The sequence below is a fragment of the Azospira oryzae genome (genome assembly GCF_004217225.1).
In the GTDB taxonomy this organism is placed as follows: Bacteria; Pseudomonadota; Gammaproteobacteria; order Burkholderiales; family Rhodocyclaceae; genus Azospira; species Azospira oryzae.
On the sequence record NZ_SHKM01000001.1, the window covers coordinates 1,242,566 to 1,267,682 of the forward strand.

Consider the following 25,117-nt stretch of genomic DNA (forward strand, 5'->3'; position numbering starts at 1 on the left):
ACGGCAACGGGGCCTAGCGCCCCTTGCGGCCGCCGTTGTTGGCGCCGCCCCTGCTGGCGGACTTGCTGCCGCCCTTCGCCCCGCCCTTGCCGCTCCGCTTGGGAGCGCCCGTCTTGGCAGCGGCCGGACTCTTGCCGCGATGACCGCCCTGACCCGGACCGCCCGCTTTGCCGCCAGGGGCGGACTTGCCGGGCTTGCCACCGCCGGAACCCGCACGGGGCTTGCCTTGCGGAGCAGCTGCCCCCAGGGCTGGCTTGCCCGTGGTGTTCTTGCGCCAGGTCACCACCTCGTCGTCGCCGGCCGGACCTTCCTTCTTTTCCTGGGCCAGGATGAAGTCGATGCGGCCGGACTCCAGGTCGGCCCGCACCAGCTTCACCCGCAGGCGGTCGCCGAGGCGGAAGCGCTTGCCGCTGCGTTCGCCCAGCATCTGGTGCTTGGCCGGCTCGAAGTGGAAGTAGTCCTCGCCCAGCTCCGAGACATGCACCATGCCTTCGACGAAGACCTCGTCCAGGGCGACGAAAATACCGAAGGCGGCGACGCCGGCGATGGTGCCCTCGAATTCCTCCCCGATGCGCTCCTTCATGTAGAAGCACTTCAGCCAGTTGTCCACGTCCCGGGTGGCCTCGTCGGCCCGGCGCTCGGTGCCGGAGCAATGCAGGCCGATGTCTTCCCACTTGCCCGGGTTGTAGGTCTCGCCGGCCAGCACCGCCTTGATGGCGCGATGCACCAGCAGGTCGGGATAGCGGCGGATGGGCGAGGTGAAGTGGGTGTAGGCCTCGTAGGCCAGGCCGAAGTGGCCCAGGTTTTCCGGGGCGTACTGGGCCTGGCGCAGGGAGCGCAGCATCACCGTCTGCAGCAGCTGGGTGTCGGGACGGCCCTGGATCTTCTCCAGCAGCTCGGCGTAATCCTTGGCCTTGGGCTCGTCGCCGCCGGCCAGGGAGAAACCGAATTCGCTGAGGAAGGCCCGCAGGTTCTCCAGCTTTTCCGGCGTCGGTCCCTGGTGCACCCGGTACAGGCAGGCCTGCTTGTGCTCATGCAGGAAGCCGGAGGCGCAGACGTTGGCCGCCAGCATGCATTCCTCGATCAGGCGGTGGGCGTCGTTGCGCACCACGGGCACGATGTTCTCGATCTTGCCCTGGGCGTTGAACAGCATCTGGGTTTCCACCGTCTCGAAGTCGATGGCACCCCGCTTCTTGCGCGCCTTGAGCAGCACCTGGAAGAGCTTGTAGAGGTTCTGCAGGTGGGGCTGCAGAGTCTGATGCACCTCGTTCTCCGGCTGGCTTTCGCCGGACAGCCAGCCCCACACCTGGTTGTAGGTGAGGCGGGCATGGGAGCGGAACACGGCGGGGTAGAAGCGGTACTTGCCGATGCTGCCGGTGGCGCTGATGTTCATGTCGCACACCATGGCCAGCCGTTCCACGTCCGGGTTGAGGGAGCAGATGCCGTTGGAGAGCTTCTCCGGCAGCATGGGAATGACCCGCCGCGGGAAATACACCGAGTTGCCCCGGTCGTAGGCCTCCTGGTCCAGGGCCATGCCCGGACGCACGTAATGGGAGACGTCGGCGATGGCCACCACCAGGCGCCAGCCCCGGCCCACCTTCTCGCAGAAGACCGCATCGTCGAAGTCCCGGGCGGTCTCGCCGTCGATGGTCACCAGGGGCAGCTCACGCAGGTCTTCGCGGCCCTTGAAGTCGCTCTTCTTGACCTTGTCCGGCACCGCCTTGTTTTCGGCCTGGGCTTCCTTGGAAAACTCGAAGGGCAGGTCGTGCTTGCGCAGGGCGATTTCGATTTCCATGCCCGGGTCGGCATAGTTGCCGAGAATCTCGACAATGCGGCCGATGGGCTGGGAATAGCGGGAGGGTTGCTCCAGGATTTCCACCATCACCACATTGCCGGGCCGGGCCTTGAGCTTGGCCCGCTTGTCGGTCATGGCGGTGGGGGGAATCAGGATGTCCTGGCTGATGCGTTTGTTCTCGGCCACCACGAACTGGATGCCGTGCTCTTCCATGAGCCGGCCCACCAGGCGGGTGTTGGCCCGCTCCAGCACCTCGACGATGGTGGCCTCGCGACGGCCGCGGCGGTCCAGGCCGATGCAGCGCACCAGCACCCGGTCGCCGTGCAGCACCTTGTCCATCTGCTTGGGCTCGAGGAACAGGTCGTCGCTGCCGTCGTCCGGTTTGACGAAGCCGAAGCCGTCCGGATGGCCTTCCACCTTGCCCGGAATCAGGTCTGCCTTCTCCGGCAGGATGTAGGAGTTCTTGCGGTTGCGCAGCAGCTGGCCGTCCCGCTCCATGGCGTTGAGACGGCGTTGGAAGAGGTCCTCCTCATCCCGGCTGATGTCCAGCAGGGCCACCAGCTGGTCGAAGGAAACGGGGCGTCCCTGGTCCTGCAGCAGCTGCATGGTGTATTCCCGGGACGGCAGGGGAATCTCGTACTTTTGGCACTCCCTTTCAAAGAAAGGATCGTTTTTTCTGGTTTTGGATAGTTTTCTAGTTGACATGGTCTTTATTTACCTTATAATCGCGCCTTCTTCGACACCTGCCCAGGTGGCGGAATTGGTAGACGCACCAGGTTCAGGTCCTGGCGGTGGCAACACTGTGGAGGTTCGAGTCCTCTCCTGGGCACCAGGTTTCAGACATCAAGCCGGCTTTTGCCGGCTTTTTGTTTTTCTGCTTCCCGTTTGCACGGGTTTCCCCAGCCGCCACAATTCCCTCCAGCCGGGACGCACCCTGCCCTGCCATCCGCAAGGACGACATGGGGGCGACAGCCATGGCAAAAATCGGGTTCTGCAGCGACGGTAAAAAATTAATCATTTTTCCTCTTGCGGTAGTACCGCAGGCTTCATTATAATGCGGGCTCTTTTCGACACCTGCCCAGGTGGCGGAATTGGTAGACGCACCAGGTTCAGGTCCTGGCGGTGGCAACACTGTGGAGGTTCGAGTCCTCTCCTGGGCACCAAGGTTCAGGCAAAGCCGAAAATTCTTCAAGGATTTTCGGCTTTTTGCTTTTCCGGCCCCGCTTCCGCAACGGCTGCCGGTCCGGCACTCCCCCCTCCCCGCACCACCGTCCCCATTCGCGACGGCGGCAGAGTGCGCACCTCCCGCAGTCGCAGGGCACGAATGCCCCCGGCGATACTGGCTGCCGGCAAGCTTAAGGGGAGTTGACGACAATCAGGACGACACTCAGGTTAAAGAAAAAAGCCGGCGCTCTGACGCCGGCTTTTTCGCTCAGGCGGCGAAGGGATGCCGCTTGAGGATGGTTTCGTCCCGCTCCGGACCGGTGGAGACGATGTCGATGGGAATCTCGCACAGGGTCTGGATGCGGTCCAGGTAGGCCTGGGCCGTGGCCGGCAGGTCTTCCCAGCGCTTGGCGCCGAAGGTGGTTTCCTTCCAGCCGGGAATGGTTTCGTAGATGGGCTCGCAGCGGGCCACTTCGTCGGCACCGATGGGCAGCAGGTCCAGCACCTTGCCGTCCAGCTTGTAGCCGGTGCAGATGTGCAGTTCTTCCAGGCCGTCGAGCACGTCCAGCTTGGTGATGCACAGGCCGGTGACGCCGTTGATGCGGGCGGAGCGGCGCAGGGCGGCGGCATCGAACCAGCCGCAGCGGCGCTTGCGACCGGTGACGGTGCCGAATTCCTTGCCCTTGGTGGACATCTGGTGGCCGGGACAGCCGGCGGTGTCGATATCCAGCTCGGAGGGGAACGGACCGCCGCCGACGCGGGTGCAATAGGCCTTGGTGATGCCCAGCACGTAATGCAGCATGCCGGGACCGACGCCGGCTCCCGCTGCCGCCTGGCCGGCAACGCAGTTGCTGGAGGTGACGAAGGGATAGGTGCCGTGGTCGATGTCCAGCAGGGTACCCTGGGCGCCTTCGAACAGCAGGTTCTGGCCGGCCTTGTTGGATTCGTAGATGGCAGCGGAGACGTCAGCCACCAGGGGCTTGATCTGTTCCGCATTGGCCAGGGCCTGTTCCAGCACGGCTTCGTAGGAAACGGGCTCGGCACCCAGCATCTTGGTCAGGATGAAGTTGTGGTACTCCATCACTTCCTTCAGCTTGGCGGCGAAGCGCTCCGGGTTGAACAGGTCGTACACCCGCAGGCCGCGGCGAGCCACCTTGTCTTCATAGGCCGGACCGATGCCCTTGCCGGTGGTGCCGATCTTCTGGTCGGCGCACTTGGCGGCTTCCCGCGCCTTGTCGATGGCGGAGTGGTAGGGCAGGATCAGGGGACAGCCGGGGCTGACCTTGAGGCGGGAACGCACGTCCAGGCCGCCCTCTTCCAGGATCTTGATTTCGGCCAGCAGATGCTGGATGTCCAGCACCACGCCGTTGCCGATGTAGCACTGCACGCCGTCACGCACGATGCCGGAGGGCACCAGGTTCAGCTTGTATTCGCGCTCGCCCACCACCAGGGTGTGGCCGGCATTGTGCCCGCCCTGGAAACGCACCACGCCCTGGGCGTTGTCCGTCAGCCAATCGACGATCTTTCCCTTCCCCTCGTCGCCCCACTGGGTGCCGACGACCACGACGTTCTTAGCCATACTGCTTAGTCCTTATTGATTGCTGCAATAATCCATTTGCCGTCCTGCTGCACCAGCCGGCGGTCGCAGGGCAGACCTTCGCTGCCGGCCTGGCCGGGCAGGAGTTCCACCACGGCCTCGCCTTCGGCCCGCAGACGGGCGATGGCGGCGGCCAGCTGGGCATCCTCGCCGCCGTAGGGCGCCAGGATGGCTTTTGAAACCTGGGTGGCGGGGGCCAGGCGGGCCACCTCGCGCAAATCCATGGAGAACCCCGTGGCGGGACGGGCCCGGCCGAAGGCTTCGCCGGCGCCGTCGTAGCGGCCGCCCAGGGCCAGGGCGGTGGCGTAGCCGGGGCTGTAGGCGGCGAAAACGACGCCGTTGTGGTAATGATAGCCGCGCAGGTCCGACAGATCGAAACCGATGGGCAGGTCGCCGGCCTTGGCGGCCAGGGCCGAGAGCAGGTCCAGGCCGGCGTGCACCGCCGGCAGGTCGGGCAGCTGCTGCCGGGCCTTGGCCAGCACGGAAGCATCGCCATAGAGGTCGGGCAGGCGCAGCAGGGCGGAACGGTAGGGCTCGGGCAGGCCGGCACAGGCGGCCTGCAGGCCGGGGATGTCCTTGACCTGCAGCAGGGCGAACACTTCCTCGTCAGCCGCAGCCGGCAGGCCGGCGGCCTGGGCGATGGCGCGGAAGATGCCAACATGGCTCAGATCGAGGCGGGCGGCGGAGAGGCCGGCCCCTTCCAGGGCGGCAGCCATCAGGCGGATGATCTCCAGGTCGGCTTCGACGCCGGCATGGCCGTAAATCTCGGCGCCGATCTGGATCGGCTCCCGGGTGCCGGCGGTGGCAGCCGGCAGGGTATGCAGCACGCTGTCGCAATAGCAGAGACGGACCACGCCCTGGCGGTTGAGCAGGTGGGCGTCGATGCGGGCCACCTGGGGCGTGATGTCGGCACGCACACCCATGGTGCGGCCAGACAGCTGGTCCACCAGCTTGAAGGTCTTCAGGCGCAGGTCCTGGCCGGACCCGGTGAGCAGGGATTCCAGGTACTCAAGCAGGGGCGGCATGACCAGTTCGTAGCCATGGCAGCGGAACAGGTCCAGGGTCTGGCGCCGCAGGCGCTCGATCTTGGCGGCCTCTGCCGGCAGGGCATCGGCCAGGTATTCGGGTAGCAACCAGTTCATTTGAAAATCATCAACAGTATGAGGCCCGCGATCATGGCGGTGAGGCCGATGAAGCGGATCTGGCCGTCGCTCATGGCGATGAGGCGGCGAAACGTCTCGCGCCAGGCCTGGGGCGCGAGAAAGGGAACGACGCCTTCGAGCACCAGCATGAGCGCGAAGGCGAGGAGGAGATTATCGCCCATAGGCAGAACGACGGCCGACTTTACTTGCCGCTGCGGCCGACGTTCTTCATGTACTTGAAGAAATCGGAATTGGGTTCCAGCACCATGACATCGCTCTTGCTCTTGAAGGTGGAGCGATAGGCTTCCATGCTGCGGTAGAAGGCGAAGAACTCGGGATTCTGGCCGAAGGCCTGGCCGTAGATGGCGGCAGCCTTGGCATCGCCCTCACCCTTGATCTTCTGGGCATCCCGGTAGGCTTCGGCCACCAGCACTTCGCGCTGGCGGTCGGCGTCGGCGCGGATCTTTTCGGCCTCGGCAGCACCCTGGGAACGCAGTTCGTTGGCCACCCGCTTGCGCTCGGCCTCCATGCGGCGATAGACGGACTCGCTCACTTCCTGGGGCAACTCGACGCGCTTCAGGCGCACGTCCACGATCTGCACACCGATCTTGCGGGCATCCTGGTCGGCCTTTTCCCGCATGTCGTCCATGATCTTGTCCCGCTCGCCGGAGACCACGTCATGCACCGTGCGCTTGCCGAACTCTTCCCGCAGGCCCGCATTGACGGTCTGGGAGAGACGGGTACGGGCCCGGGATTCGTCGCCGCCGACGGAGATGTAGTACAGCTTGGGATCGACGATGCGCCACTTGACGTAGGAATCCACCAGCACGTTCTTCTTTTCCGAGGTGATGAAACGCTCGGGTTCCGGGGAATCCATGGTCAGGATGCGGCGATCGAAGAAGCGGACGTTCTGGATCAGGGGCCACTTGAAGTTGAGGCCTGGTTCGGTGATGACCGACTTGACCTCGCCCAGCTGCTGCACCACGGCGTACTGGCGCTGATCCACGGTGAACAGGCTGAGGGCCAGCACCACCACGATGGCGGCCACCAGGCCGCCGATAAGACCGAAGCTCTGTTTCATCTCTGGGGCTCCTTAGCGGCCGTCCCGATCCCGGGAACGCAGGGAAGCGTCACGGGAACGTACATCGTTCTTTTCCAGCTGGGGCGGAACGTCGTTGGAAATCGACACACCCCGGTTCACGGTGCTTTCAACGGCCTGGGCGGCCGGGACGCCGGCATGACCGGGCGCCGCCACGGTTTCCATCAGCTTGTCCAGGGGCAGGTAGAGCAGGTTGTTGCCGCCCTTGGCATCCACCATAATCTTGGAGGTGTTGGCGTAGATCTGCTGCATGGTTTCCAGATAGAGGCGCTGGCGCGTCACCTCGGGTGCCTTGGCGTATTCCACGAGGATCTGCTTGAAGCGGCTGGCGTCGCCCTCGGCGGTGGCGATCATGCGCTGCTTGTAGCCGTCGGCTTCCTGCAACAGGCGGGCGGAGGTGCCCTTGGCCCGGGGGATGACGTCGTTGGCGTAGGCCTGGCCTTCGTTCTTCTGCCGCTCCCGGTCCTGGCCCGCCTTCACCGCATCGTCGAAGGCTGCCTGGACCTGCTCCGGCGGCTGGGCATTCTGCATGGTGACCTTGGAAATGAGGATGCCGGTGTTGTAGCGATCCAGGATGTCCTGCATCAGCTTGGCCGCCTGGGCCGCCACCTGCTCCCGGCCTTCGTAGAGGACGAAGTCCATCTTGCTCTTGCCGACGATTTCCCGGATGGCCGTTTCCGAAGCCTGCATCACGGCTTCGTCGGCGTGACGGTTGTTGAACAGGTATTCGACCGGGTCCTTCAGGTAGTACTGCACGGCGAACTGGATGTTGATGATGTTTTCATCATCGGTCAGCATCAGCGCCTCTTTCAGCACCTTGTTCTTCTCGCTGCCCCGGTAGCCCACCTCGATGGTGCGCACGCCGGTGAGATTCACCAGTTCGTGGGATTCGATGGGGAACGGCAGGCGCCAGCGCAGGCCCGGCTCCGTGGTTTCCTTGAACTTGCCGAACTGCAGCACCACGCCGCGCTGGGAGGCGTCGACGATGTAGAAGCCGGAGGCCAGCCAGACCACGGCCACCAGGGCCGCCAGGAGGCCGATGCCGCCGCCGAAAAGCTTGGGATTGAAATCGGAGGGGCCGCCGGAATCGCCGCCGCCAAATTTGCCGTCGCCCTTCTTGCCGAACATGCCGGACAGGCGGCGGTTGAAATCGCGCCACAGGTCTTCCAGATCGGGAGGTCCCTGGTTGGGACGGCGGCCGTCGCCATTGCCACGATTGCCCCACTGGGGGTCGTTGAGCGACATCAGAAGTCCAATGCTAGAGATCATGTCGGGGAACTCTTATTGAGGGCGGTATGAGGGGCCGGTGATCCGGTCTAAACGTCTTGCACTGCGTCATTCGCACTGGCTGCCGCGGCATCGTCCGCAGAGGCCGCTGTCGTCATGCTGAGTGAATTATCCCTGGCAAACTCCGTCAGTGCCTGGCGCAACAAATCCAGGCCTTCGCCGGTCCTGGCACTCAATCGGACGCGGTGAAGTTTACCATACTCGTCCCGCTCCACAGCGGCGGGCAAGCCCGTAAGGTCGGCCTTGTTCCACACCAGAATCTGGGGCACCTGGTCGGCACCGATCTCGTGCAGCACCTTGTTGACTTCGGCAATCTGCTCCTCCCGGGCATGGGAGGCGGAATCCACCACATGCAGCAGCAGATCGGCCTGGGCCGTGGCTTCCAGGGTGGCCTTGAAGGCCTCCACCAGGGCGTGGGGCAGGTCACGGATGAAACCCACCGTGTCCGACATTACCACGGAGCCCACTTCCGGCAGCCACAGCTTGCGGGAGGTGGTGTCCAGGGTGGCGAAAAGCTGGTCCGCCGCATAGACGCCGGCCTTGGTCATGGCGTTGAACAGGGTGGATTTGCCGGCGTTGGTATAGCCGACCAGGGACACGTTGAGCACATCGCGTCGGGAACGGGCCCGCCGCTGCACATTGCGCTGGCGCGACAGCTTGGCCAGGCGCTCCTTGAGGCTCTTGACCCGGACGCCCAGCAGACGGCGGTCCGTTTCCAGCTGCTTTTCGCCGGGACCGCGCATACCGATGCCGCCCCGCTGCCGCTCCAGGTGGGTCCAGCCCCGCACCAGGCGGGTGGCCAAATGCTCCAGCTGGGCCAGTTCCACCTGCAGCTTGCCTTCGGAACTGCTAGCGCGCAGGGCGAAGATGTCCAGGATCAGGCTGGTGCGGTCGATCACCCGGCATTGCAGGGCCCGCTCCAGGTTGCGTTCCTGGGCCGGCGACAGCTCGTGGTTGAAAATCACCAGGGTGGCATCATGGGCGGCGGCGACGGCACCGATTTCCTGCACCTTGCCCTTGCCCACATAGGTGGCCGCATCGGGCGCACCCCGCTTGGCCACCAGCACATCCACCACTTCGGCACCAGCCGAGCTGGCCAGCAGGCGCAGTTCTTCCTGGGAATCCTCGATGTCGGGCTGGCCGAAATCCACCTGGATCAGGAGGGCGCGCTCGGAACCGGGGACCCTGGGGTCACCGGCGGAGGGACGATCAAACATGGATTAGGAGCAGACTGGCCGCAACCGGCCGAAAACGACGCGGCCCGCCGGTGACGCCAGCGGGCCGGAAATGCGTATGCGGGGAATGATCACGACTCGGCGCCGTTATCCTGCTGGATATTGACGGGGCGGGCCGGCACCACTGTGGAAATGGCATGCTTGTAGACCATCTGGGTCACCGTGTTCTTGAGCAGCACGACGTACTGGTCGAAGGACTCGATCTGGCCCTGGAGCTTGATGCCGTTCACCAGGTAAATGGAAACCGGCACATGTTCGCGGCGGAGCGTGTTGAGAAACGGGTCTTGTAAAAGTTGCCCTTTATTGCTCATGGCTGAAACTCCATGGTTCGTTGTTATGGAAAAAGCACTTTAATGGATTTTCCGGGGGAAAGCCACCGGGCAAACCCGTAAATTCAGGACTTTTTCTCGCGGTTTTTGTAAAAGGTGTCCCGCGGATTGCCGATCTTGCGCACTTCCTTGGTGGCGAAAGGATTGTGGCTGGTGTTGAACTGGACCCGCAGGGGCGTGCCCTGCAGTTTGAACACTTCGCGGAAGGTATGTTCCAGGTAGCGGCGATAGCTTTCCGGCAGGGAATCCAAGGCGTTGCCGTGGATGACGATCAGGGGCGGGTTGGAGCCGCCCTGGTGGGCATAGCGCAGCTTGGGGCGGAAGATGCCGCCGTGACGGGGCGGCGCCTGGCGGGCCACGGCGTCCAGCAGCACCCGGGTCAGCTTGGGCGTGGGCAGCTTGGCCATGGCGGCGGCGTAGGCCCGGTCCACGGAGGTGAACAGCTTTTCCAGGCCCAGGCCCTTGAGGGCGGAAATGTAGTGGAAGGTGGCGAAGCTGAGGAATTTCAGCTTGTGTTCCAGATCCACCTTGATGCGCTCGCGCCGGTAGGCGTCCAGACTGTCCCACTTGTTCACCGCCACCACCAGGGAGCGGCCGGATTCGACAACGAAACCGGCGATGTGGGCATCCTGGTCCGAGATGTCCTGGTCCGCATCCAGCACCAGCACCACCACGTTGGCGTCCTCGATGGACTGCAGGGTCTTCACCACGGAGAACTTCTCCACGGCTTCGAAGACCTTGCCGCGGCGGCGCAGGCCGGCGGTGTCGATCAGGGTGTACTTGCGGCCGTTGCGCTCGAAGTCCACGAAAATGGCATCCCGGGTGGTGCCGGGCATGTCGAAGGCAATGACCCGCTCTTCGCCCATGAGGGCGTTGATGAGGGTGCTCTTGCCCACGTTGGGACGGCCGACGATGGCCACCCGGGGCGTTTCGTCCTTGGCGTCATCCTCGTCCGGCTCGGGAAAATCGGCCAGGGCCATTTCCACCAGATCCCGCACGCCGTCGCCGTGGGTGGCGGAAACGGGGAACGGCTCGCCCAGGCCCAGTTCGTAGAAGTCGGCGGCCACCACCGTGTGCTTCATGCCCTCGGCCTTGTTCACCGCCACCAGCACCGGGCGCTCCAGCTTGCGCAGCTTGTTGGCGATTTCCTTGTCCTGGGCGGTAATGCCGACGCGGCCGTCCACCACGAACACCACGGCGTCCGCTTCGGCGATGGCCTGCTCGGTCTGGCGCGCCATCTCGTGGAAAATGCCGTCCTTGGCCAGGGGCTCGAAGCCGCCGGTGTCCACCACCAGATAGGGCTTGCTACCCACCTTGCCGTGGCCGTAGTGGCGGTCCCGGGTCAGCCCGGGCAGGTCGGCGACGATGGCGTCACGGGTCTTGGTCAGGCGATTGAACAGGGTGGACTTGCCTACATTGGGCCGGCCGACCAGTACCAGGGTGGGTTTCACGAGTAATGCTTTCTGCTTGGATTATTGAACGTCGAGGGCGAACACGCCGCCGCCCTGGGTCTGGAACAGCCAGCCGCTGCCGTAGCTCTGGGGCGCCGCCACCACGGCAGTGCCGTCGGTGGTGAAGCGGGCGCTGAAGGAGCCGTCGTCCCGGTTGAGGAAGTGGATCACGCCCTTGACGTCACCCACCGCCACCAGGCCGTGGGCCACCCGGGGCATGGAGAGCTGGCGCAGGAAGAGCTTGTCCTGCTTCCACAGGGAGGTGCCGCGGAAACGGTCCAGGGCATGCACGGCGCCCTTGTCGTCGGCGACGTAGATATTGCGGCTGTCCATGGCCAGACCGGAGGCGGAGGACATGTCCCGGGCCCAGATCAGGTTGCCGTTGGTCAGATCGAAGCAGGCGACGCGGCCCTGGTAGGCCACGGCGCACACCTGGGGACCGTCGAACACGGGGGGGCTGGTGATGTCGGCCACCCGGTCCAGCTCGGTGGTGCCCTTGGGCAGGGCCACGGTGCCTTCCCAGACAGCGGCGCCGTTCTGCAGGGACACCGCCACCAGCTTGCCGCCGGGGAACCCGGCGAAGACGTAGCGTTCGGAAATCACCGGCGGCGCCGCATTGCGCAGGGAGAGGGCCGGGTTGTTGCGCTGATAGACCCACTTGCGCTTGCCGTCGGCCGGATCGAAGCCGTAGAGGCGGTTGTCGCCGGTGCGCACGACGACGATGTCGGCGCTCACGGCTGCCGCCGCCAGGATGTCGGAACTGGCCCGGGCCTTCCACAGCTGCTTGCCGTCCTTGGCGTCGAAGGCAATGATTTCGCCCTTGGGCGTGCCCACCACCACCAGACGGCCGTCGCTACCGACACCACCGGAGAGGGGCTGGCCGGCAGAAACCTGCCAGGCCTGCTTGCCGTCGTCGAAACGGGTGACGCTGCCGTTGTTGGCGGCCACATAGACGCTGGAATCCACCACCGCCGGCGTGAAGACGTAGTCCTCAGCCTTGCCGGCCCGGCCCTGCCACAGGCTCACCACATTGACGCTGGGCTTGATGGTGTCCAGCTCGGCCATCTTGACCTTGGAGGAACTGGCGAAGGGATTGATCTTGTCCAGGGAAGAACAGCCGCCCAGGGCGGCTGCCAGCAGCAGGCTCAGGAGGGCGGGACGGAATTTCACTTGGCCTCTCCCAGGGCGTCGGCCTTCTGTTGCAGCACCTGACGGTAGGCGGCGGCCGCCTGGGCATCCTGAGCGCCGCTGCCAGCCTTGGCGGCGGCATCGATGGCGGCCAGGGCGTCGGCGAAGGCCTTGCGGGCTTCGTCCTTCATGTCCTGGGCCAGGAAAATATCGCCACGCACTTCGGCATAGCGGGCCGCGAAGGCGGGTGCCGGCTTGGCTTCCACCTGCTTCAGGGCCTCGTCGTAGGACTTCTCGTCGAGCAGCACGGCGGCCAGGCGCAGACGCCCCAGGTCGCGCAGCTCGTCCTTGCCGTTCTCGGCCACCCAGGCCAGCTGCACCTTGGCGGTCTTCAGGTCGCCGCCGTCGAAGGCCACCTTGGCCGCGGTCAGGGCGCCGAGGGAGGCGTAGGTGGAGCCCTTGTAGTTTTCCAGCAGCTCGCCGGCAGCCGCCTTGAGGCGCTGGGCATCCCCCTCCAGGGCGGCCTTCTGCAGCACACCGAAAACCACGGCGGCCTGGGCCGACTGGCGGCCCTGGTACCAGTTCCAGCCCTGCCAGCCGGCAACACCGATGGCGGCGGCGAGCAGGATGCTGGTCACCAGGTTGCCGTGCTGCTTCCACCAGGTCTTGATTTCGTCGAGCTGTTCCTGCTCCTGCAAGTCGTAGACGGCCATTATTCCTCTTCCCAATCAATGATTGAATCCATCAGGGTGGCAGGCAGATCATCCACCTTCACCCGCTGTTGTTCGCCCTTCTCGCCGTCGGCGCTGCGCAGGGACTTGAGGCTCACCTCCCCTGCCGCCGCCTCGTCGTCGCCGATGATCACGGCGAAGGCAGCACCGCTGCCGTCGGCCTTTTTCATCTGGCTCTTGAAGCTGCCGCCGCCGCAATTGAGGAGCACGGCCAGGCCGTTGTCCCGCAGCCCTTCGGCGACGCGGAAGGCGAGCCGGCTGGCGGCCTCGCCCTGGTGCACCACGTACACATCCACCGGCTCCGGATTGCCCGCCAGATCCTGGTCCTGGATCAGGGCGATGAGGCGTTCCACCCCCATGGCAAAGCCGCAGGCGGGCGTGGGCTTGCCGCCCAGCTGCTCCACCAGGCCGTCGTAGCGGCCGCCGGCACAAACCGTACCCTGGGCGCCAAGGCGGTCGGTGACCCATTCGAACACGGTCAGGTTGTAGTAGTCCAGCCCCCGCACCAGGCGCGGATTCACCGTATAGGGCTGGCCGGCATCCCGCAGCACCTGCTGCACGCCTTCAAAGTGGGCCAGGGATTCGGCGCCGAGGAAGTCGATCAGCTTGGGGGCGTTGGCGCACAGCTCCTGCATGTCCGGATTCTTGGTATCCAGGATGCGCAGGGGATTGGTGTGCAGGCGGCGCTGGGAATCCTCGTCCAGCCGGTCGGCATTGGCCTGGAAATAGGCGATCAGCTCGGCCCGGTGCCGGGCCCGCTCTTCGGGCTGGCCCAGGCTGTTAATCTGCAGGGTGATGCCTTCCAGACCCAGGTCGTCCCACAGGCGGGCGCCCATGAGAATCTGCTCCGCGTCCACATCGGGACCGGCGAAGCCGAAGGACTCCACGCCCACCTGGTGGAACTGGCGGTAGCGGCCGCGCTGGGGCCGCTCGTGGCGGAACATCTGGCCCATGTAGTAGAGGCGGCGCGGATGCTGGGCCGCCAGGCTGTGCTGGATCACGGCACGGACGCAACCGGCGGTGCCTTCGGGGCGCAGGGTGAGGTTTTCACCGTTGAGGGCATCCTCGAAGGAATACATTTCCTTCTCGACGATGTCCGTGACCTCGCCGATGGCCCGCTTGAAGAGGCCGGTGGGCTCCACGACGGGCATGCGGATGGGGCGGTAGCCGTAGCTGTGCAGCCAGGAACGGACGACCTCCTCGAAGCGCTCCCACAGCTCGGCTTCGTCGGGGAGGATGTCGTTCATGCCGCGGACGGCTTGTAGTGTTTTCTGACTCATAAACCTGGTTTCATTATCGGGAAGGGCCGGACACCGCCCACAGGCGGCGCCGGCCCCGGTCCCTGGCAATCACGGATGCAGTTTGCGTTGGTAGGTACGGGCCACGTAGCGATCCACGATGGCCTTGAATTCTTCGGCGATATTGTCGCCCCGCAGGGTAACCGTCTTTTCCCCGTCCTCAAACACCGGTGCCGCCGGCACTTCGCCGGTGCCGGGCAGGGAAATGCCGATGTTGGCGTGCTTGCTCTCGCCCGGGCCGTTGACCACGCAGCCCATGACCGCCAAGGTCATGTTCTCCACGCCGTCGTACTCGGTGCGCCACTGGGGCATCTGGGCCCGCACATACTCCTGGATGGTGGAAGCCAGTTCCTGGAAGAAAGTGCTGGTGGTGCGGCCGCAGCCGGGACAGGCCGCCACCATGGGGGTGAAGGCGCGCAGGCCCATGGTCTGCAGCATTTCCTGGGCGACGATGACTTCGCCGGTACGCTTGCCGCCGGGCTCGGGGGTCAGGGAGACGCGGATGGTGTCGCCGATACCTTCCTGCAGCAGCACGCCCATGGCGGCAGTGGAAGCGACGATACCCTTGCTGCCCATGCCGGCTTCGGTCAGGCCCAGGTGCAGGGCAAAACGGGAACGGGCCGACAGCTCCCGATAGATGGCGATCAGGTCCTGCACCCCGGAAACCTTGCAGGAGAGGACGATGTGGTCGGCCGGCAGGCCAATCTCCACGGCCTTCTCCGCCGACTCCAGGGCCGAGGTGACCATGGCCTCGCGCATGATCTGCACCGCGTCCTTGGGTTCGGGCCGCTTGGCGTTCTCGTCCATGATGCGGGCCAGCAGGTCCTGGTCCAGGCTGCCCCAGTTCACGCCGATGCGCACCGGCTTGTCGTACTTGCAGGCCAGCTCGATCATCTGGGCGAACTGCTCGTCCCGCTTCTTGCCATGGCCCACATTGCCCGGGTTGATGCGGTACTTGGCCAGGGCCTGGGCACACTCCGGATGGTCGGTGAGCAGGCGGTGGCCGTTGTAGTGGAAGTCGCCGATGAGGGGCACGGAGAGGCCGAGGCGATCCAGGTGCTCGCGGATCTTCGGCACGGCCGCAGCCGCTTCCGGCGTGTTCACGGTGATGCGCACCAGCTCGGAACCGGCCCGGGCCAGTTCGGCCGTCTGCAGGGCGGTGGCGAGGTAGTCCTCGGTGTCCGTGTTGGTCATGGACTGGACCACCACCGGGGCATCGCCGCCGATGGTGACGCCGCCCACCTTCACGCCCAGGGTCGGGCGACGGGGAATGGAATAGGGATCAGACATGGATCAATCGAGGCTGACGCGGGCCACGTCGTCCTTGCTGCGGGGTTCCAGAGGCACATCCCGGCCCTTGTAGGTCAGCTTGACGTGGGATGCATTGCCCACCACCAGGGAGAAGGGAGGCACACCTTCCACTTCCCGTTCGCTGCCGGCGGGGTTGAGTTGGGAAAAGACGATCTGGCCGCTCTTGTCCTTCACTTCGACCCAGGAGGGCTGCTCGAAGCGGAACTTGAAGCGGGCCTGGCCGGCGGCCACGGCGCCACTGGGGGCCGGGGGAGAAACCGTGACCGGAGCGGGGGCGGCCACGGCAGCGGGAGCTGCTGCTGCCACAGGAGCCGGTGCTGCGGCTGCGACTGCGGCCGCAGCAGGCGGCACAACGGTAGCTGGCGCCTGCTCCGGAACCCCGGTGGCGGCAGCTTCGCTGCTGTTGCCTTCGGCCGGAGCAGCAGGCGGGAAGGCCTGCTCGGGCTCCGCTTCGGCGGCGGTTTCAGCGACGGGCTCGGGCTCCGGCGCGGACTGCCAGAAATCGGCCGGCACCAGGAAATAGGCGGCCACGGCCACCCCCACCATGAGGGCGGCGCCGGCCACGGCGGCCAGATCGCGGCGCTTGCCCTGGCCCGGCTGGGGCAGGGAGGCGGCGGAGGCTTCGGGCAGCACGATGTTGGGATTGTCCGGGGTCTGGGCCGCCTTGATCTGCTGCAGCAGGGGCGTGGCGTCCAGATGCAGCAGCCGAGCGTAATTGCGGATGAAGCCGAGGACGAAGGTCTGGCCCGGCAAGGCGTCCCAGTTGTCGCTCTCCAGGGCATCGACCTGGCGATAGCTGATTTTCAGCAACTGGGCCACATCGGCAACGGACATCTGACGGGATTCCCGCGCCTGGCGCAGGACGAGGCCAACACTGACCTCGGGCCGGGACTCCGCGGCGGGAGATTCCTCGGCCAGGGTTTCTTGAACGAGTTCGCTCATTCGAAATTGCCTTTCAAGAGGGCCTGGGTTTCCCGGGAGCCCGGGAAACGGCGGCGCAACTGGGCGTTGTAACTGGCCTCTTCGGCCCGGTCCCCGAGCTTGCGGGCCAGGCGCAGGCCCAGCCACAGGGATTCGGGAGTGGGATCGCTGGCCTTGTGGAATTCGCGCACCAGCCGGTAGGACTCGTCCAGGTCATCCTGGCGGTACTTGAGGCCGGCCATGGCCAAGGTGGCCTGGAAATCGTTGCGGGCGAGGCGCAGCGCCCGGAAATAGTAGTTTTCCGCGCCTTTCAGGTCGCCGATTTTCTCCGAGCACCGGCCCGCATTCAGATAGGCACGCTCCGGCGTCGGGTAGAGCGGGTTCTTGATGGCGTTGTTGAAGTAGGCGATGGATTCCTTCTCCCGCCCGACCTGGCAGAGGAACCAGCCGAAGTTGTTGTTGATTTCGGGGTCGTTGCCGGCAAGGGACAGGGCGCGACGGAAGCTCTGCTCCGCCGCCTCGTTTTCCCGCAGGTCCATGTGCACCAGGCCCAGCACGTTGTGGGCCGGGGCATAGCTGGAATCGGCGGCGATGGCAATGCGCAGCTCCTCCAGGGCCGTGGCCAGCTGGCCGTCCTGGAAGTACAGGGCCCCCAGCTCGGTATGGATCTTGGCCGAATTGCGGGCATTGCCGGTGACCGTCATCTGGGACTGGGGACCTTCGGCCAGGGGCTGGCTGGAGGGGACACTGGGATTGCTGTTGCAGGCCGTCACCAGGGCCGCCAGGCAGCACATCAGAAGCGGGAGCGTGGGCAGCCGGAAGGGGGTCTTGCTCATGGTCGCATCTCCTGAATCGGGATGGTCCGCCGTTCGTTGCGCCGGGTCTTGTCCTGCACCTGACCGGCCAGCTGGCCGCAGGCCGCATCGATGTCGTCGCCCCGGGTCTTGCGGGTGGTGGTGACGACGCCGGCCTGGATGAGGATGTCGGCAAAACGACGGATGCGCTCCGCCTTGGAGCGGCGGAAGGGCGATCCCGGGAAGGGATTGAAGGGAATCAGGTTGAACTTGCAGGGCACGTCGCGGGTGATGGCCAGCAGTTCCCGGGCATGGGCATCGCTGTCGTTCACCCCGTCGAGCATCACGTATTCGAAGGTCACGAAATCCCGCGGCGCCTTTTCCAGGTAACGCTGGCAGGCAGCCATCAGTTCCGCGATGGGGTATTTCTGGTTGATCGGCACCAGCTCGTCCCGCAGCTTGTCGTTGGGGGCGTGCAGGGAGACGGCCAGGGCCACCGGGCATTCATCCCGCAGGCGGTCCATGGCCGGCACCAGGCCGGAAGTGGAGACGGTGACGCGGCGACGGGAAAGACCGTAGGCGTTGTCGTCCAGCATCAGTTTGAGGGCGGCGACGGCGGCCTCGAAATTGGCCAGGGGCTCGCCCATGCCCATCAGCACCACATTGCTGATGATGCGTTCGGCCTTGTCCGGGTGGCGGGGATCGACCCCCAGGGCCCGGTTGGCCTGCCACAGCTGACCGATGATCTCGGACACGGCCAGGTTGCGGTTGAATCCTTGTTTGCCGGTGGAGCAGAAGGCGCAGTCCAGGGCGCAGCCGGCCTGGGTGGAAATGCACAGGGTGCCCCGGTCGTCTTCCGGGATGAACACCGTTTCCACCGCATTGCCGTTGCCCACGTCGAAGAGGAACTTGCGCGTGCCGTCGTCGGACAGCTTGTCGCTGACGATGGCTGGGGGCAGCACGACCGCATTGGCCTTGAGCATTTCACGCAGGCTCTTGGCGATGTCGGTCATGGCATCGAAATCGGCCTGGCCGAAGTGATGCATCCAGCGCAGCACCTGGCGCGCCCGGAAGGGCTTCTCGCCACGGGCGGCGAACCAGGCCGTCAGGCCTTCGGCATCGAAATCGAGCAGGTTTTGCATCTGGGACTCTGATTGGGTGAGGGGGAACAACGAAAAAGCGGGACCGTCAGACCCCGCTCACCCGACTCCGATTAGCGACCGGAGTAAACGTTCATCGCCGGGAAGAAGAAGGCGATTTCGTTGGCAGCGGTTTCGGCGGCGTCGGAGCCGTGCACGGCGTTGGCGTCGATGGATTCAGCGAAGTCGGCGCGGATGGTGCCCGGCTCGGCCTTCTTGGGGTCGGTGGCGCCCATCAGGTCGCGGTTCTTGGCGATGGCGTTTTCGCCTTCCAGCACCTGGATCATGACGGGGCCGGAGATCATGAAGGACACCAGATCCTTGAAGAAGGGGCGTTCCTTGTGCACGGCGTAGAACTTGCCGGCTTCTTCGGCAGACAGCCAGGCCATCTTGGAAGCAACGATCTTCAGACCGTTGGTTTCGAAACGGGAGTAGATCTTGCCGATGACGTTCTTGGCGACGGCGTCGGGTTTGATGATGGAAAGGGTGCGTTCGATAGCCATGGTCACTCCGTGAATAGCTGGGTTTGGAAATAACTTTATATTTTACCAGACCTTAGGGGAGAACCCCAGCCCGGACGCCATTTCCGCACCTTGGCAGCACCACGGCAGCCGCCATCCCCGCCCCGGGGCCGGGACGGGAAACCGGCCGCCCTCCCCTGACGGGAAGGCGGCCGCCGGAACTCAACCGAACTTGAAGAGGATGCCGAAGCCGGCCCGGGGATAGTTCCAGTCCACGTTGCCGTGGGTGTCGCAGACCACCCGGCAGGTACCGCATTCCAGGCAGCCGTCGGTGATCAGGCCGATCTTGCCCTCCTCGAAGGACCAGCAGCCGGCCGGACAGCAAACGACGCAGGCCCGGCTGACGCAGCCGTCGTTGCAGACGGATTCGTTCTTGATGCGGATATGGGGCCGATCCGCATCGACCCGGTAGCGGTTCTGGAACAGCTTTTCTTCGACTTTCATCATGATCTATGTCCTTTTGAAGCGCTGCGCCCAAGGGAAACAGCGTGAAGCGCAGCGATCCTGGCCAGGCGTGCCGCCGCAGGCAGTACAGCTAGTACGGCAAGGCGACACGGCCAGGACCATTTTGTTGGCCCTTCCTCAGCGGGTGGCGCGCCACAGGCGGTAGGCATCGCCCAGCAGCCCCAGCAGGCTACGGCGTTCGCGGAAGGCGTTGAAGATGGCCTTTTCCTTGGTCGCCTTGTCCTGTCCATCCACGGTGAAGAACTCGTGGGCGGCGCCGTTGAGCAGGGCCGGGTAATCGGAGAGGAACTGGCGCTGGCTGTGCAGGGTATCCGGGATGTTGCGGTACTTCTTCAGGTCCTTCAGCACGATGCTGTCCTCCAGCCTGGCCTTGTAGCGGGCCAGGTTGGCGGCGGTGGAAGGCAGGCCCTTCTCCCCCAGTTCCAGCAGGGTCTCGGCGGCGAGGCGGCCGCTGGTCATGGCCAGGTTGGAGCCTTCCCGGTGCACGGCGTTCACGAAACCGGCGGAATCCCCCACCAGCAGCCAGCCTTCGCCGTACAGCTCGGGCAGGGCGTGGTAGCCGCCTTCGGGAATGAGGTGGGCGGCGTATTCCCGGGTCTCGCCGCCGGCGATCAGGGGTGCCACGGAAGGGTGCTGCTTCAGCTTTTCCAGCAGTTCCGCCGGGGTGGTGTTCTGCGCCTTCATGTCGGAAAGCATGCAGCCGATGCCAAGGGAAATGGAGTCCTTGTTGGTGTAGAGGAAGGCAGTACCGGCCATGCCCTGGCTGATGCTGCCCAGCATCTCGATCACCACACCCTCGCTGCCCTTCAGGTTGAAGCGGGCCTCCACGGTTTCCTTGGGCAGGAAGATGGTTTCCTTCACCGCCAGGGCCACGGCGGCGGGCTTGATGTCCTCCCGCAGGCCGGCCCGGCTGGCCACCAGGGAATTGACCCCGTCCGCCAGGATCACGGTGTCGGCGTAGATTTTGCCGTCCTCCCGGTCCACTTCGACGCCGATGACCTTGCCGGCGGCATCCCGCAGCAGGGCGATCACCGTCATTTCGCAGATCACCAGGGCGCCGGCCTTCTGCACCTGCTCGGAGAACCACTTGTCGAAACGGGCCCGGATGATGGTGTAGCGGTTGCCAGGCATCTGGTTGAAGCGGTCGGAGCGGAAGGTGGTGCCGACGTAGGACTCGTCCTCCATCACCCACATGCGCTGCTCGATGACGGTACGCTCCAGGGGGGCGGAGTCGCGGAAGTCGGGGATGATCTTTTCCAGGGCGTCGGCGTAGAGGATGGCGCCCTGCACGTTCTTGGAGCCGGGATACTCGCCCCGCTCCAGCTGCAGCACCTTCTTACCGGCCTTGGCCAGGGTGTAGGCGGCGGCATTGCCGGCAGGACCGGCGCCGACGACGATGACGTCGAATTTTTCGATGTTCTGGGTCATGGAGATTCCTTAGCTGCCTTGGTGCGCCAGGTAGCCGGCGAAGGTGCGGCCCAGGGCCGGCAGCACCTGGTTGCAGTCGCCGACGATGGCGTAGTGGGCGAAGTCGAAAATGGGGGCGTTGGGGTCGTTGTTGATGGCGATGATGCAGTCCGCCCCTTCCATACCCACCCGGTGCTGGATGGCGCCGGAAATGCCGGCGGCGATGTAGAGGGCCGGGCGCACAGTCTTGCCGGTCTGGCCCACCTGGCGGTCGGCGGAGATCCAGCCGGCGTGGATGGCGGCCCGGGAGGCCCCCACTTCGCCGCCCAGGACCTTGGCCAGATCCCACACGTGCTTGAAGTTCTCCGCCTTGCCCAGGCCCTTGCCGCCGGAGACGACGATTTCGGCGTAGGGCAGCTGGGGCTTGTCGCGCTGGTCATCGGGGATGAATTCCAGCACCTTGGTGACGATGTCGGTCTCGATCAGGCCGGCCTCGAAGTCCACGATCAGGCCGGTCCGTTCCGGTTGCGGGTCGGGCATGGGCATCACCCGGTGGCGCACCGTGGCCATCTGGGGCCGGTAGTTGAGGGTGACGATGGTGCACAGCAGGCTGCCGCCGAAGGTGGGACGGGTGGAGAGCAGGCAGCGGTCTTCCGGATCGATGGCCAGTTCGGTGCAGTCGGCGGTGAGGCCGGTCTTCAGGGTGGTGGCGACGGAACCGGCCAGGTCCCGGCCCAGGGTGGTGGCGCCCAGCAGGAGGATCTCCGGCTTGTGGGCATTGACCAGGTCGGTCAGGGCCCGGGTGAAGGGCACGTTGCGGTACTCGGCCAGCACCGGGCTGGCGATGCGGTAGCAGCGGTCGGCGCCGTAGGCGAAGGCGGCCCGGCACTGGGCTTCCAGGTCCGGCCCCGGGGCGCCCATGACCACGCCGCACAGCTCCACCCCCAGCTGGTCCGCCAGACGGCGGCCCTGGCCCATCAGCTCCCAGGAGACGGGATGCACATGGCCCCGCTCGCTCTCGACGAAGACCCAGACCCCCTTGTAGGCCAGCAGTTCTTCATCCAGCTTGATCTTGCGCTTCTTGATGGGCTTGTCGGTCTTGGCTTCACTCATGGCGCTCTCCTGCACTACGGCTAGCCCGCTTGTTGTCGCGGGTTTGATCCAATTGCTTTTTGACCTTGGGGATTTCCACCAGCACCTTGTCCAGCAGGGTCTGGGTGGCGGCTTCCGGGTTGGCGGCGTCGAACTCGATCTGCTGGGCCTTCTGGGCCCGGGGGCTGGGCACGAAGACCCGGCTGACGATGGTGGGGCTGCCTTTCAAACCCACCTTCTTGATGTCCTCGATGCCGGCGGCGTTGCGGTCCCAGACGCAGACTTCGGCCCGGGCGGCGCGGAACATGTCGGGGGCGCTGCCGAAGCGGATTTCGTTGCTGCCTTCGAGCATGGTGATGAGGGCCGGCAGGCGGGTTTCCAGCACCTGCACCCCGCCCTCGGCGCGGCGCTCGACGCGGATGCTGTTGGCAGCCTGATCCACGCTGACGATGCGGGAAACGTAGGTCAGCAGCTCGAGCTCCAGGCGCTTGGCGACGCCCGGGCCCACCTGGGCCGTGTCGCCGTCGATGGTCTGCTTGCCGGTGAACACCAAGTCCACCGGGGTCTCCTGGTGCAAGGTTTTGATGGCCGAGGCCAGCACGTAGGAGGTGGCCAGGGTGTCGGCCCCGGCGAAGAGCTTGTCGGTCACCAGCACGGCCTCGTCGCAGCCGTAGGAGAGGGCCTTGCGCAGGGCCGGCTCGGCCTGGGGCGGGCCCATGGTCAGCACCGTCACCTTGCCCCCCAGCTGGTCCTTGAGAGCCAGGGCCGCCTCGATGGCGAACAGGTCGTAGGGGTTGATGATGGCCGGCACCCCCTGGCGCATGATGGTGTTGGTCACCGGATGGACCCGAATCTGGGCACTGTCCGGCACCTGCTTGATACAAACGACGATGTGCATGATGACGATCCGTCTAAAGTTGAAATCAGGGTAGGAAACGGTAGCCGACGCCGATTTCCGTCAGGATATGGCGCGGTTTGGCCGGGTCGGCCTCGATCTTCTGCCGCAGGTGGCCCACATAGACCCGCAGGTACTGATTGTTCTCCGCCGCCTTGCCGCCCCACACCTGGGTCAGCAGCTGGCGGTGGGTCAGCACCCGGCCCGGGTTGCCGGCCAGGGCCAGCAGCAGACGGTACTCGATCTGGGACAGGTGCAACAGTTCGCCGCCCTTCTCCACCCGGCGCCCGGCGCAGTCGATGCGCACCTCGCCGAATTCGATGAGGGGACTGCCCTCCCCCGTGGCCGCCGGCCCCCGGCGCAGCAGGGCGCGCACCCGGGCCAGCAGCTCGGGCACGCCGAAGGGCTTGGTCAGGTAGTCGTCGGCACCCGCGTCCAGGGCCGCCACCTTCTGGCTCTCCTGGGTGCGGGCGGACAGCACCAGCACCGGCGCCGCCGACCAGGCACGGAAGTCCCGCAGGAAATCCAGGCCGTCCAGGTCCGGCAGGCCCAGGTCCAGGATGAGCAGGGAGGGCTTCAGGGCGCCGGCCTGGACCATGCCGTGGCGGGCCGAACCGGCCTCGCTGACGGCGTAGCCTTCGCTCTCCAGCACGGAGACGACGAATTCCCGGATGGACCCATCGTCCTCCACCACCAGGATGGTTTCGCTGGCGTTCATAGCGTTTCGCTTTCCAGGTCTGCCAGATCCGCCAGGTCGGGCGGGGTTTCCAGGGGCAGGCGCAGGCAGAAGCAGGCGCCGCCGCCGCTGCGGTTGGCGGCGCTGACGCTGCCGCCGTGGGCCTCGGCAATGGTGCGGGCAATGGCCAGCCCGAGCCCGGCCCCGGGCACGTTGGACTCGCTGCGGCCGCGGCGGAAGAGGCCGAACAGGTCCTCCTCCTGGCCCGGCGCCAGGCCTTCGCCCCGGTCGCAGACGGACAGTTCCAGCCAGCCTTCGGACTGGGCCACGCGCAGCTCGATGCTCTGTTCCGCCGGAGAATACTTGAGGGCGTTCTCCAGGAGATTCCACAGCACCCGCTCGATCAGCACCCCGTCAATATGCACCGGCGGCAGGTCCGGGGCGATGTTGATGACGATCTCCCGCCCCCCGGCGTGGGGCTCCAGCAGTCCCATGGTGGCGCCGATGACCTCCTCGATGGGTTGCCATTCCTTCTGCAGCTCCACATTGCCGGAGCGCAGCCGGGCCATTTCCAGCAGGTTGCCGAGCAACTGGTTGATGGCCAGGGCCTGGTCCCGCAGGCGCAGCAGCATGGATTTCTGCTTGTCGGCACCGGCCACCTTGCCCAGGGCCAGGCCGTCGGCCATGCCCACCAGGGCCGTGAGGGGCGTGCGTAGATCGTGAGAGAGGCTGGCAAGGATGGTGCCGCGCAGGGTTTCGGCCGCCACCCGCAATTCGCTCTCGCGCACGGCGGCGGCGTACTGGGTCCGCTCCAGGGCCACGGCCACCACGGAGGCCATGGTGTCCAGGGCCTCCCGATATTCGCCGTCGTCCAGGGTGCCGCTGTCCACCTCGAAGCCGAGCAGGCCCTGCAGGTCCCGGGTGCCGGCCAGGGGCAGGAGGGCCCGGGAAATGCCCGGCGCCGGGCTGGGAATGGCCACCAGCTGGCGCCGCTCCAGACAGGCCCGTACCAGGGCCTTGGTGATGAAAGGCGGCGGCTGGTCCCAGGTGGCCGGCTCCAGCAGGCGGATGCGGCGGGCACCGAGGGCGTCGGCGAGGAAGCGGCGGCAGGTCTGGGTCACCTCCTCGGCGGTCTGGCTGCCGGCCAGGTGCTTGGCCAGTTCGTAGAGGGCCCGGGCCCGCCGGGCCCGGTCGCGGGCCAGTTCCACCTGGGTGCGCAGGGCGGCGGTGAGATGGCCCACCACCAGGGCCACCACCACCATGATCACCGCTGCCATGACGTACTGGATTTCCGTGATGGCGAGGGAGAAATGGGGCGGCACGAAGACGTAGGCGAAGGCCAGGCTGCCGGCCAGGGCGCAGGCCACGGCAGGGCCGCGGCCGAAGTGGCCGCCCACGGCCACCACCGCCAGGACGTAGAGCAGGGCCAGGTTGGAGAGGTCGATCTCGGCCCGGAACGGGGCCGCCAGCGCCGTCCCCAGGAGGACGAAGAGCATGCCCATGAGGTAGCCGGAGAAGCGCTGCAGGAGGTGCCCCATGGCCGAATCAGCAGGAAGAAGCCGGAATCATGGGCACCATGCTAGCCCGAGCCGTATAAAAGCACTGTAAAAAATGGGCGAAAAAAAGCGCGCGGCGGTTTC

At 65.7% G+C, this 25,117-nt stretch carries 23 protein-coding genes and 2 tRNA genes; 2 read left to right on the forward strand and 23 right to left on the reverse strand.

Features of this window, described 5'->3' with window-relative positions:
- Window positions 1–13: 13 nt before the first annotated feature.
- Window positions 14–2,401 (reverse strand): ribonuclease R, encoded by a 2,388-nt coding sequence (gene rnr, locus EV678_RS05660; RefSeq protein WP_412784073.1) that lies wholly within the window; start codon window positions 2,399–2,401, stop codon window positions 14–16.
- 139 nt (window positions 2,402–2,540) lie between these two features.
- Here rnr and EV678_RS05665 point away from each other — a divergent pair.
- Together EV678_RS05665 and EV678_RS05670 are read left to right on the forward strand one after the other, a co-directional pair.
- Window positions 2,541–2,627: transfer RNA gene (locus tag EV678_RS05665), tRNA-Leu, on the forward strand.
- A gap of 244 nt (window positions 2,628–2,871) precedes the next feature.
- A tRNA-Leu gene (locus tag EV678_RS05670) sits at window positions 2,872–2,958 on the forward strand.
- Window positions 2,959–3,227: 269 nt separating this feature from the next.
- Here EV678_RS05670 and EV678_RS05675 read toward each other — a convergent pair.
- The 22 genes from EV678_RS05675 to EV678_RS05780 form a co-directional block, all read right to left on the reverse strand.
- Entirely contained in the window at window positions 3,228–4,538 is a 1,311-nt protein-coding gene (locus EV678_RS05675) for an adenylosuccinate synthase (RefSeq protein WP_130458808.1), read from the reverse strand.
- A 5-nt stretch (window positions 4,539–4,543) separates the two neighbouring features.
- Entirely contained in the window at window positions 4,544–5,698 is a 1,155-nt protein-coding gene (locus EV678_RS05680; protein ID WP_130458809.1) for an ATP phosphoribosyltransferase regulatory subunit, read from the reverse strand.
- A complete protein-coding gene (locus tag EV678_RS05685) occupies window positions 5,695–5,880 on the reverse strand; it encodes a DUF2065 domain-containing protein (protein WP_014238145.1) in 186 nt (61 codons plus the stop codon). The genes EV678_RS05680 and EV678_RS05685 overlap by 4 nt, the downstream gene beginning before the upstream one ends.
- Before the next feature lie 20 nt (window positions 5,881–5,900).
- Window positions 5,901–6,779, reverse strand: a complete 879-nt coding sequence (gene hflC, locus EV678_RS05690) for a protease modulator HflC (RefSeq protein ID WP_014238146.1) — start codon at window positions 6,777–6,779, stop codon at window positions 5,901–5,903.
- 12 nt (window positions 6,780–6,791) lie between these two features.
- Window positions 6,792–8,042 carry an FtsH protease activity modulator HflK gene (hflK, locus tag EV678_RS05695; RefSeq protein ID WP_043798355.1) on the reverse strand — a complete coding sequence of 417 codons (1,251 nt, stop codon included), beginning with the start codon at window positions 8,040–8,042 and terminating at the stop codon, window positions 6,792–6,794.
- 71 nt (window positions 8,043–8,113) lie between these two features.
- Complete coding sequence (gene hflX, locus EV678_RS05700; RefSeq protein ID WP_130458810.1) at window positions 8,114–9,301, reverse strand: GTPase HflX; 1,188 nt, start codon at window positions 9,299–9,301, stop codon at window positions 8,114–8,116.
- A gap of 89 nt (window positions 9,302–9,390) precedes the next feature.
- Window positions 9,391–9,630, reverse strand: a complete 240-nt coding sequence (gene hfq / locus EV678_RS05705) for an RNA chaperone Hfq (protein ID WP_014238149.1) — start codon at window positions 9,628–9,630, stop codon at window positions 9,391–9,393.
- 83 nt (window positions 9,631–9,713) lie between these two features.
- A complete protein-coding gene (gene der / locus EV678_RS05710; RefSeq protein ID WP_014238150.1) occupies window positions 9,714–11,099 on the reverse strand; it encodes a ribosome biogenesis GTPase Der in 1,386 nt (461 codons plus the stop codon).
- A gap of 21 nt (window positions 11,100–11,120) precedes the next feature.
- Window positions 11,121–12,269, reverse strand: a complete 1,149-nt coding sequence (bamB, locus tag EV678_RS05715) for an outer membrane protein assembly factor BamB (protein ID WP_014238151.1) — start codon at window positions 12,267–12,269, stop codon at window positions 11,121–11,123.
- Window positions 12,266–12,940 carry a YfgM family protein gene (locus EV678_RS05720; protein ID WP_207222182.1) on the reverse strand — a complete coding sequence of 225 codons (675 nt, stop codon included), beginning with the start codon at window positions 12,938–12,940 and terminating at the stop codon, window positions 12,266–12,268. Before EV678_RS05720 ends, bamB begins: the two co-directional genes overlap by 4 nt.
- The gene (hisS, locus tag EV678_RS05725; RefSeq protein ID WP_014238153.1) at window positions 12,940–14,238 is read right to left on the reverse strand and encodes a histidine--tRNA ligase; all 1,299 of its coding nucleotides are present in this window, start codon (window positions 14,236–14,238) and stop codon (window positions 12,940–12,942) included. Before hisS ends, EV678_RS05720 begins: the two co-directional genes overlap by 1 nt.
- 69 nt (window positions 14,239–14,307) lie before the next feature.
- Entirely contained in the window at window positions 14,308–15,546 is a 1,239-nt protein-coding gene (gene ispG / locus EV678_RS05730; protein WP_014238154.1) for a flavodoxin-dependent (E)-4-hydroxy-3-methylbut-2-enyl-diphosphate synthase, read from the reverse strand.
- A gap of 3 nt (window positions 15,547–15,549) precedes the next feature.
- Entirely contained in the window at window positions 15,550–16,509 is a 960-nt protein-coding gene (locus EV678_RS05735) for a helix-turn-helix domain-containing protein (RefSeq protein WP_130458811.1), read from the reverse strand.
- Entirely contained in the window at window positions 16,506–17,324 is an 819-nt protein-coding gene (pilW, locus tag EV678_RS05740; protein ID WP_130458812.1) for a type IV pilus biogenesis/stability protein PilW, read from the reverse strand. Before pilW ends, EV678_RS05735 begins: the two co-directional genes overlap by 4 nt.
- Window positions 17,321–18,424 carry a dual-specificity RNA methyltransferase RlmN gene (gene rlmN / locus EV678_RS05745; RefSeq protein ID WP_014238157.1) on the reverse strand — a complete coding sequence of 368 codons (1,104 nt, stop codon included), beginning with the start codon at window positions 18,422–18,424 and terminating at the stop codon, window positions 17,321–17,323. The genes pilW and rlmN overlap by 4 nt, the downstream gene beginning before the upstream one ends.
- Before the next feature lie 71 nt (window positions 18,425–18,495).
- Window positions 18,496–18,924 (reverse strand): nucleoside-diphosphate kinase, encoded by a 429-nt coding sequence (ndk, locus tag EV678_RS05750; RefSeq protein ID WP_014238158.1) that lies wholly within the window; start codon window positions 18,922–18,924, stop codon window positions 18,496–18,498.
- A gap of 180 nt (window positions 18,925–19,104) precedes the next feature.
- Window positions 19,105–19,389: a ferredoxin family protein gene (locus EV678_RS05755; RefSeq protein WP_014238159.1), complete on the reverse strand. Its 285-nt coding sequence runs from the start codon at window positions 19,387–19,389 to the stop codon at window positions 19,105–19,107.
- A gap of 135 nt (window positions 19,390–19,524) precedes the next feature.
- A complete protein-coding gene (locus EV678_RS05760) occupies window positions 19,525–20,835 on the reverse strand; it encodes an FAD-dependent oxidoreductase (protein WP_014238160.1) in 1,311 nt (436 codons plus the stop codon).
- A gap of 9 nt (window positions 20,836–20,844) precedes the next feature.
- Entirely contained in the window at window positions 20,845–21,927 is a 1,083-nt protein-coding gene (locus EV678_RS05765) for an electron transfer flavoprotein subunit alpha/FixB family protein (protein WP_014238161.1), read from the reverse strand.
- Window positions 21,920–22,804: an electron transfer flavoprotein subunit beta/FixA family protein gene (locus tag EV678_RS05770; RefSeq protein ID WP_130458813.1), complete on the reverse strand. Its 885-nt coding sequence runs from the start codon at window positions 22,802–22,804 to the stop codon at window positions 21,920–21,922. Before EV678_RS05770 ends, EV678_RS05765 begins: the two co-directional genes overlap by 8 nt.
- Before the next feature lie 25 nt (window positions 22,805–22,829).
- The gene (locus EV678_RS05775; RefSeq protein WP_014238163.1) at window positions 22,830–23,519 is read right to left on the reverse strand and encodes a response regulator; all 690 of its coding nucleotides are present in this window, start codon (window positions 23,517–23,519) and stop codon (window positions 22,830–22,832) included.
- Entirely contained in the window at window positions 23,516–25,015 is a 1,500-nt protein-coding gene (locus tag EV678_RS05780; RefSeq protein ID WP_130458814.1) for an ATP-binding protein, read from the reverse strand. Before EV678_RS05780 ends, EV678_RS05775 begins: the two co-directional genes overlap by 4 nt.
- Window positions 25,016–25,117 lie beyond the last annotated feature (102 nt).

What these genes read in the sequence shown, in the direction of transcription:
- rnr (WP_412784073.1), bottom strand. Translation starts at nt 2,401, where the DNA reads ATGCAGCTGCTGCAGGACCAGGGACGCCCCGTTTCCTTCGACCAGCTG.
- EV678_RS05675 (WP_130458808.1), bottom strand. Translation starts at nt 4,538, where the DNA reads ATGGCTAAGAACGTCGTGGTCGTCGGCACCCAGTGGGGCGACGAGGGG.
- EV678_RS05680 (WP_130458809.1), bottom strand. Translation starts at nt 5,698, where the DNA reads ATGAACTGGTTGCTACCCGAATACCTGGCCGATGCCCTGCCGGCAGAG.
- EV678_RS05685 (WP_014238145.1), bottom strand. Translation starts at nt 5,880, where the DNA reads ATGGGCGATAATCTCCTCCTCGCCTTCGCGCTCATGCTGGTGCTCGAA.
- hflC (WP_014238146.1), bottom strand. Translation starts at nt 6,779, where the DNA reads ATGAAACAGAGCTTCGGTCTTATCGGCGGCCTGGTGGCCGCCATCGTG.
- hflK (WP_043798355.1), bottom strand. Translation starts at nt 8,042, where the DNA reads ATGTCGCTCAACGACCCCCAGTGGGGCAATCGTGGCAATGGCGACGGC.
- hflX (WP_130458810.1), bottom strand. Translation starts at nt 9,301, where the DNA reads ATGTTTGATCGTCCCTCCGCCGGTGACCCCAGGGTCCCCGGTTCCGAG.
- hfq (WP_014238149.1), bottom strand. Translation starts at nt 9,630, where the DNA reads ATGAGCAATAAAGGGCAACTTTTACAAGACCCGTTTCTCAACACGCTC.
- EV678_RS05720 (WP_207222182.1), bottom strand. Translation starts at nt 12,940, where the DNA reads ATGGCCGTCTACGACTTGCAGGAGCAGGAACAGCTCGACGAAATCAAG.
- hisS (WP_014238153.1), bottom strand. Translation starts at nt 14,238, where the DNA reads ATGAGTCAGAAAACACTACAAGCCGTCCGCGGCATGAACGACATCCTC.
- ispG (WP_014238154.1), bottom strand. Translation starts at nt 15,546, where the DNA reads ATGTCTGATCCCTATTCCATTCCCCGTCGCCCGACCCTGGGCGTGAAG.
- EV678_RS05735 (WP_130458811.1), bottom strand. Translation starts at nt 16,509, where the DNA reads ATGAGCGAACTCGTTCAAGAAACCCTGGCCGAGGAATCTCCCGCCGCG.
- pilW (WP_130458812.1), bottom strand. Translation starts at nt 17,324, where the DNA reads ATGAGCAAGACCCCCTTCCGGCTGCCCACGCTCCCGCTTCTGATGTGC.
- rlmN (WP_014238157.1), bottom strand. Translation starts at nt 18,424, where the DNA reads ATGCAAAACCTGCTCGATTTCGATGCCGAAGGCCTGACGGCCTGGTTC.
- ndk (WP_014238158.1), bottom strand. Translation starts at nt 18,924, where the DNA reads ATGGCTATCGAACGCACCCTTTCCATCATCAAACCCGACGCCGTCGCC.
- EV678_RS05755 (WP_014238159.1), bottom strand. Translation starts at nt 19,389, where the DNA reads ATGATGAAAGTCGAAGAAAAGCTGTTCCAGAACCGCTACCGGGTCGAT.
- EV678_RS05760 (WP_014238160.1), bottom strand. Translation starts at nt 20,835, where the DNA reads ATGACCCAGAACATCGAAAAATTCGACGTCATCGTCGTCGGCGCCGGT.
- EV678_RS05765 (WP_014238161.1), bottom strand. Translation starts at nt 21,927, where the DNA reads ATGAGTGAAGCCAAGACCGACAAGCCCATCAAGAAGCGCAAGATCAAG.
- EV678_RS05770 (WP_130458813.1), bottom strand. Translation starts at nt 22,804, where the DNA reads ATGCACATCGTCGTTTGTATCAAGCAGGTGCCGGACAGTGCCCAGATT.
- EV678_RS05775 (WP_014238163.1), bottom strand. Translation starts at nt 23,519, where the DNA reads ATGAACGCCAGCGAAACCATCCTGGTGGTGGAGGACGATGGGTCCATC.
- EV678_RS05780 (WP_130458814.1), bottom strand. Translation starts at nt 25,015, where the DNA reads ATGGGGCACCTCCTGCAGCGCTTCTCCGGCTACCTCATGGGCATGCTC.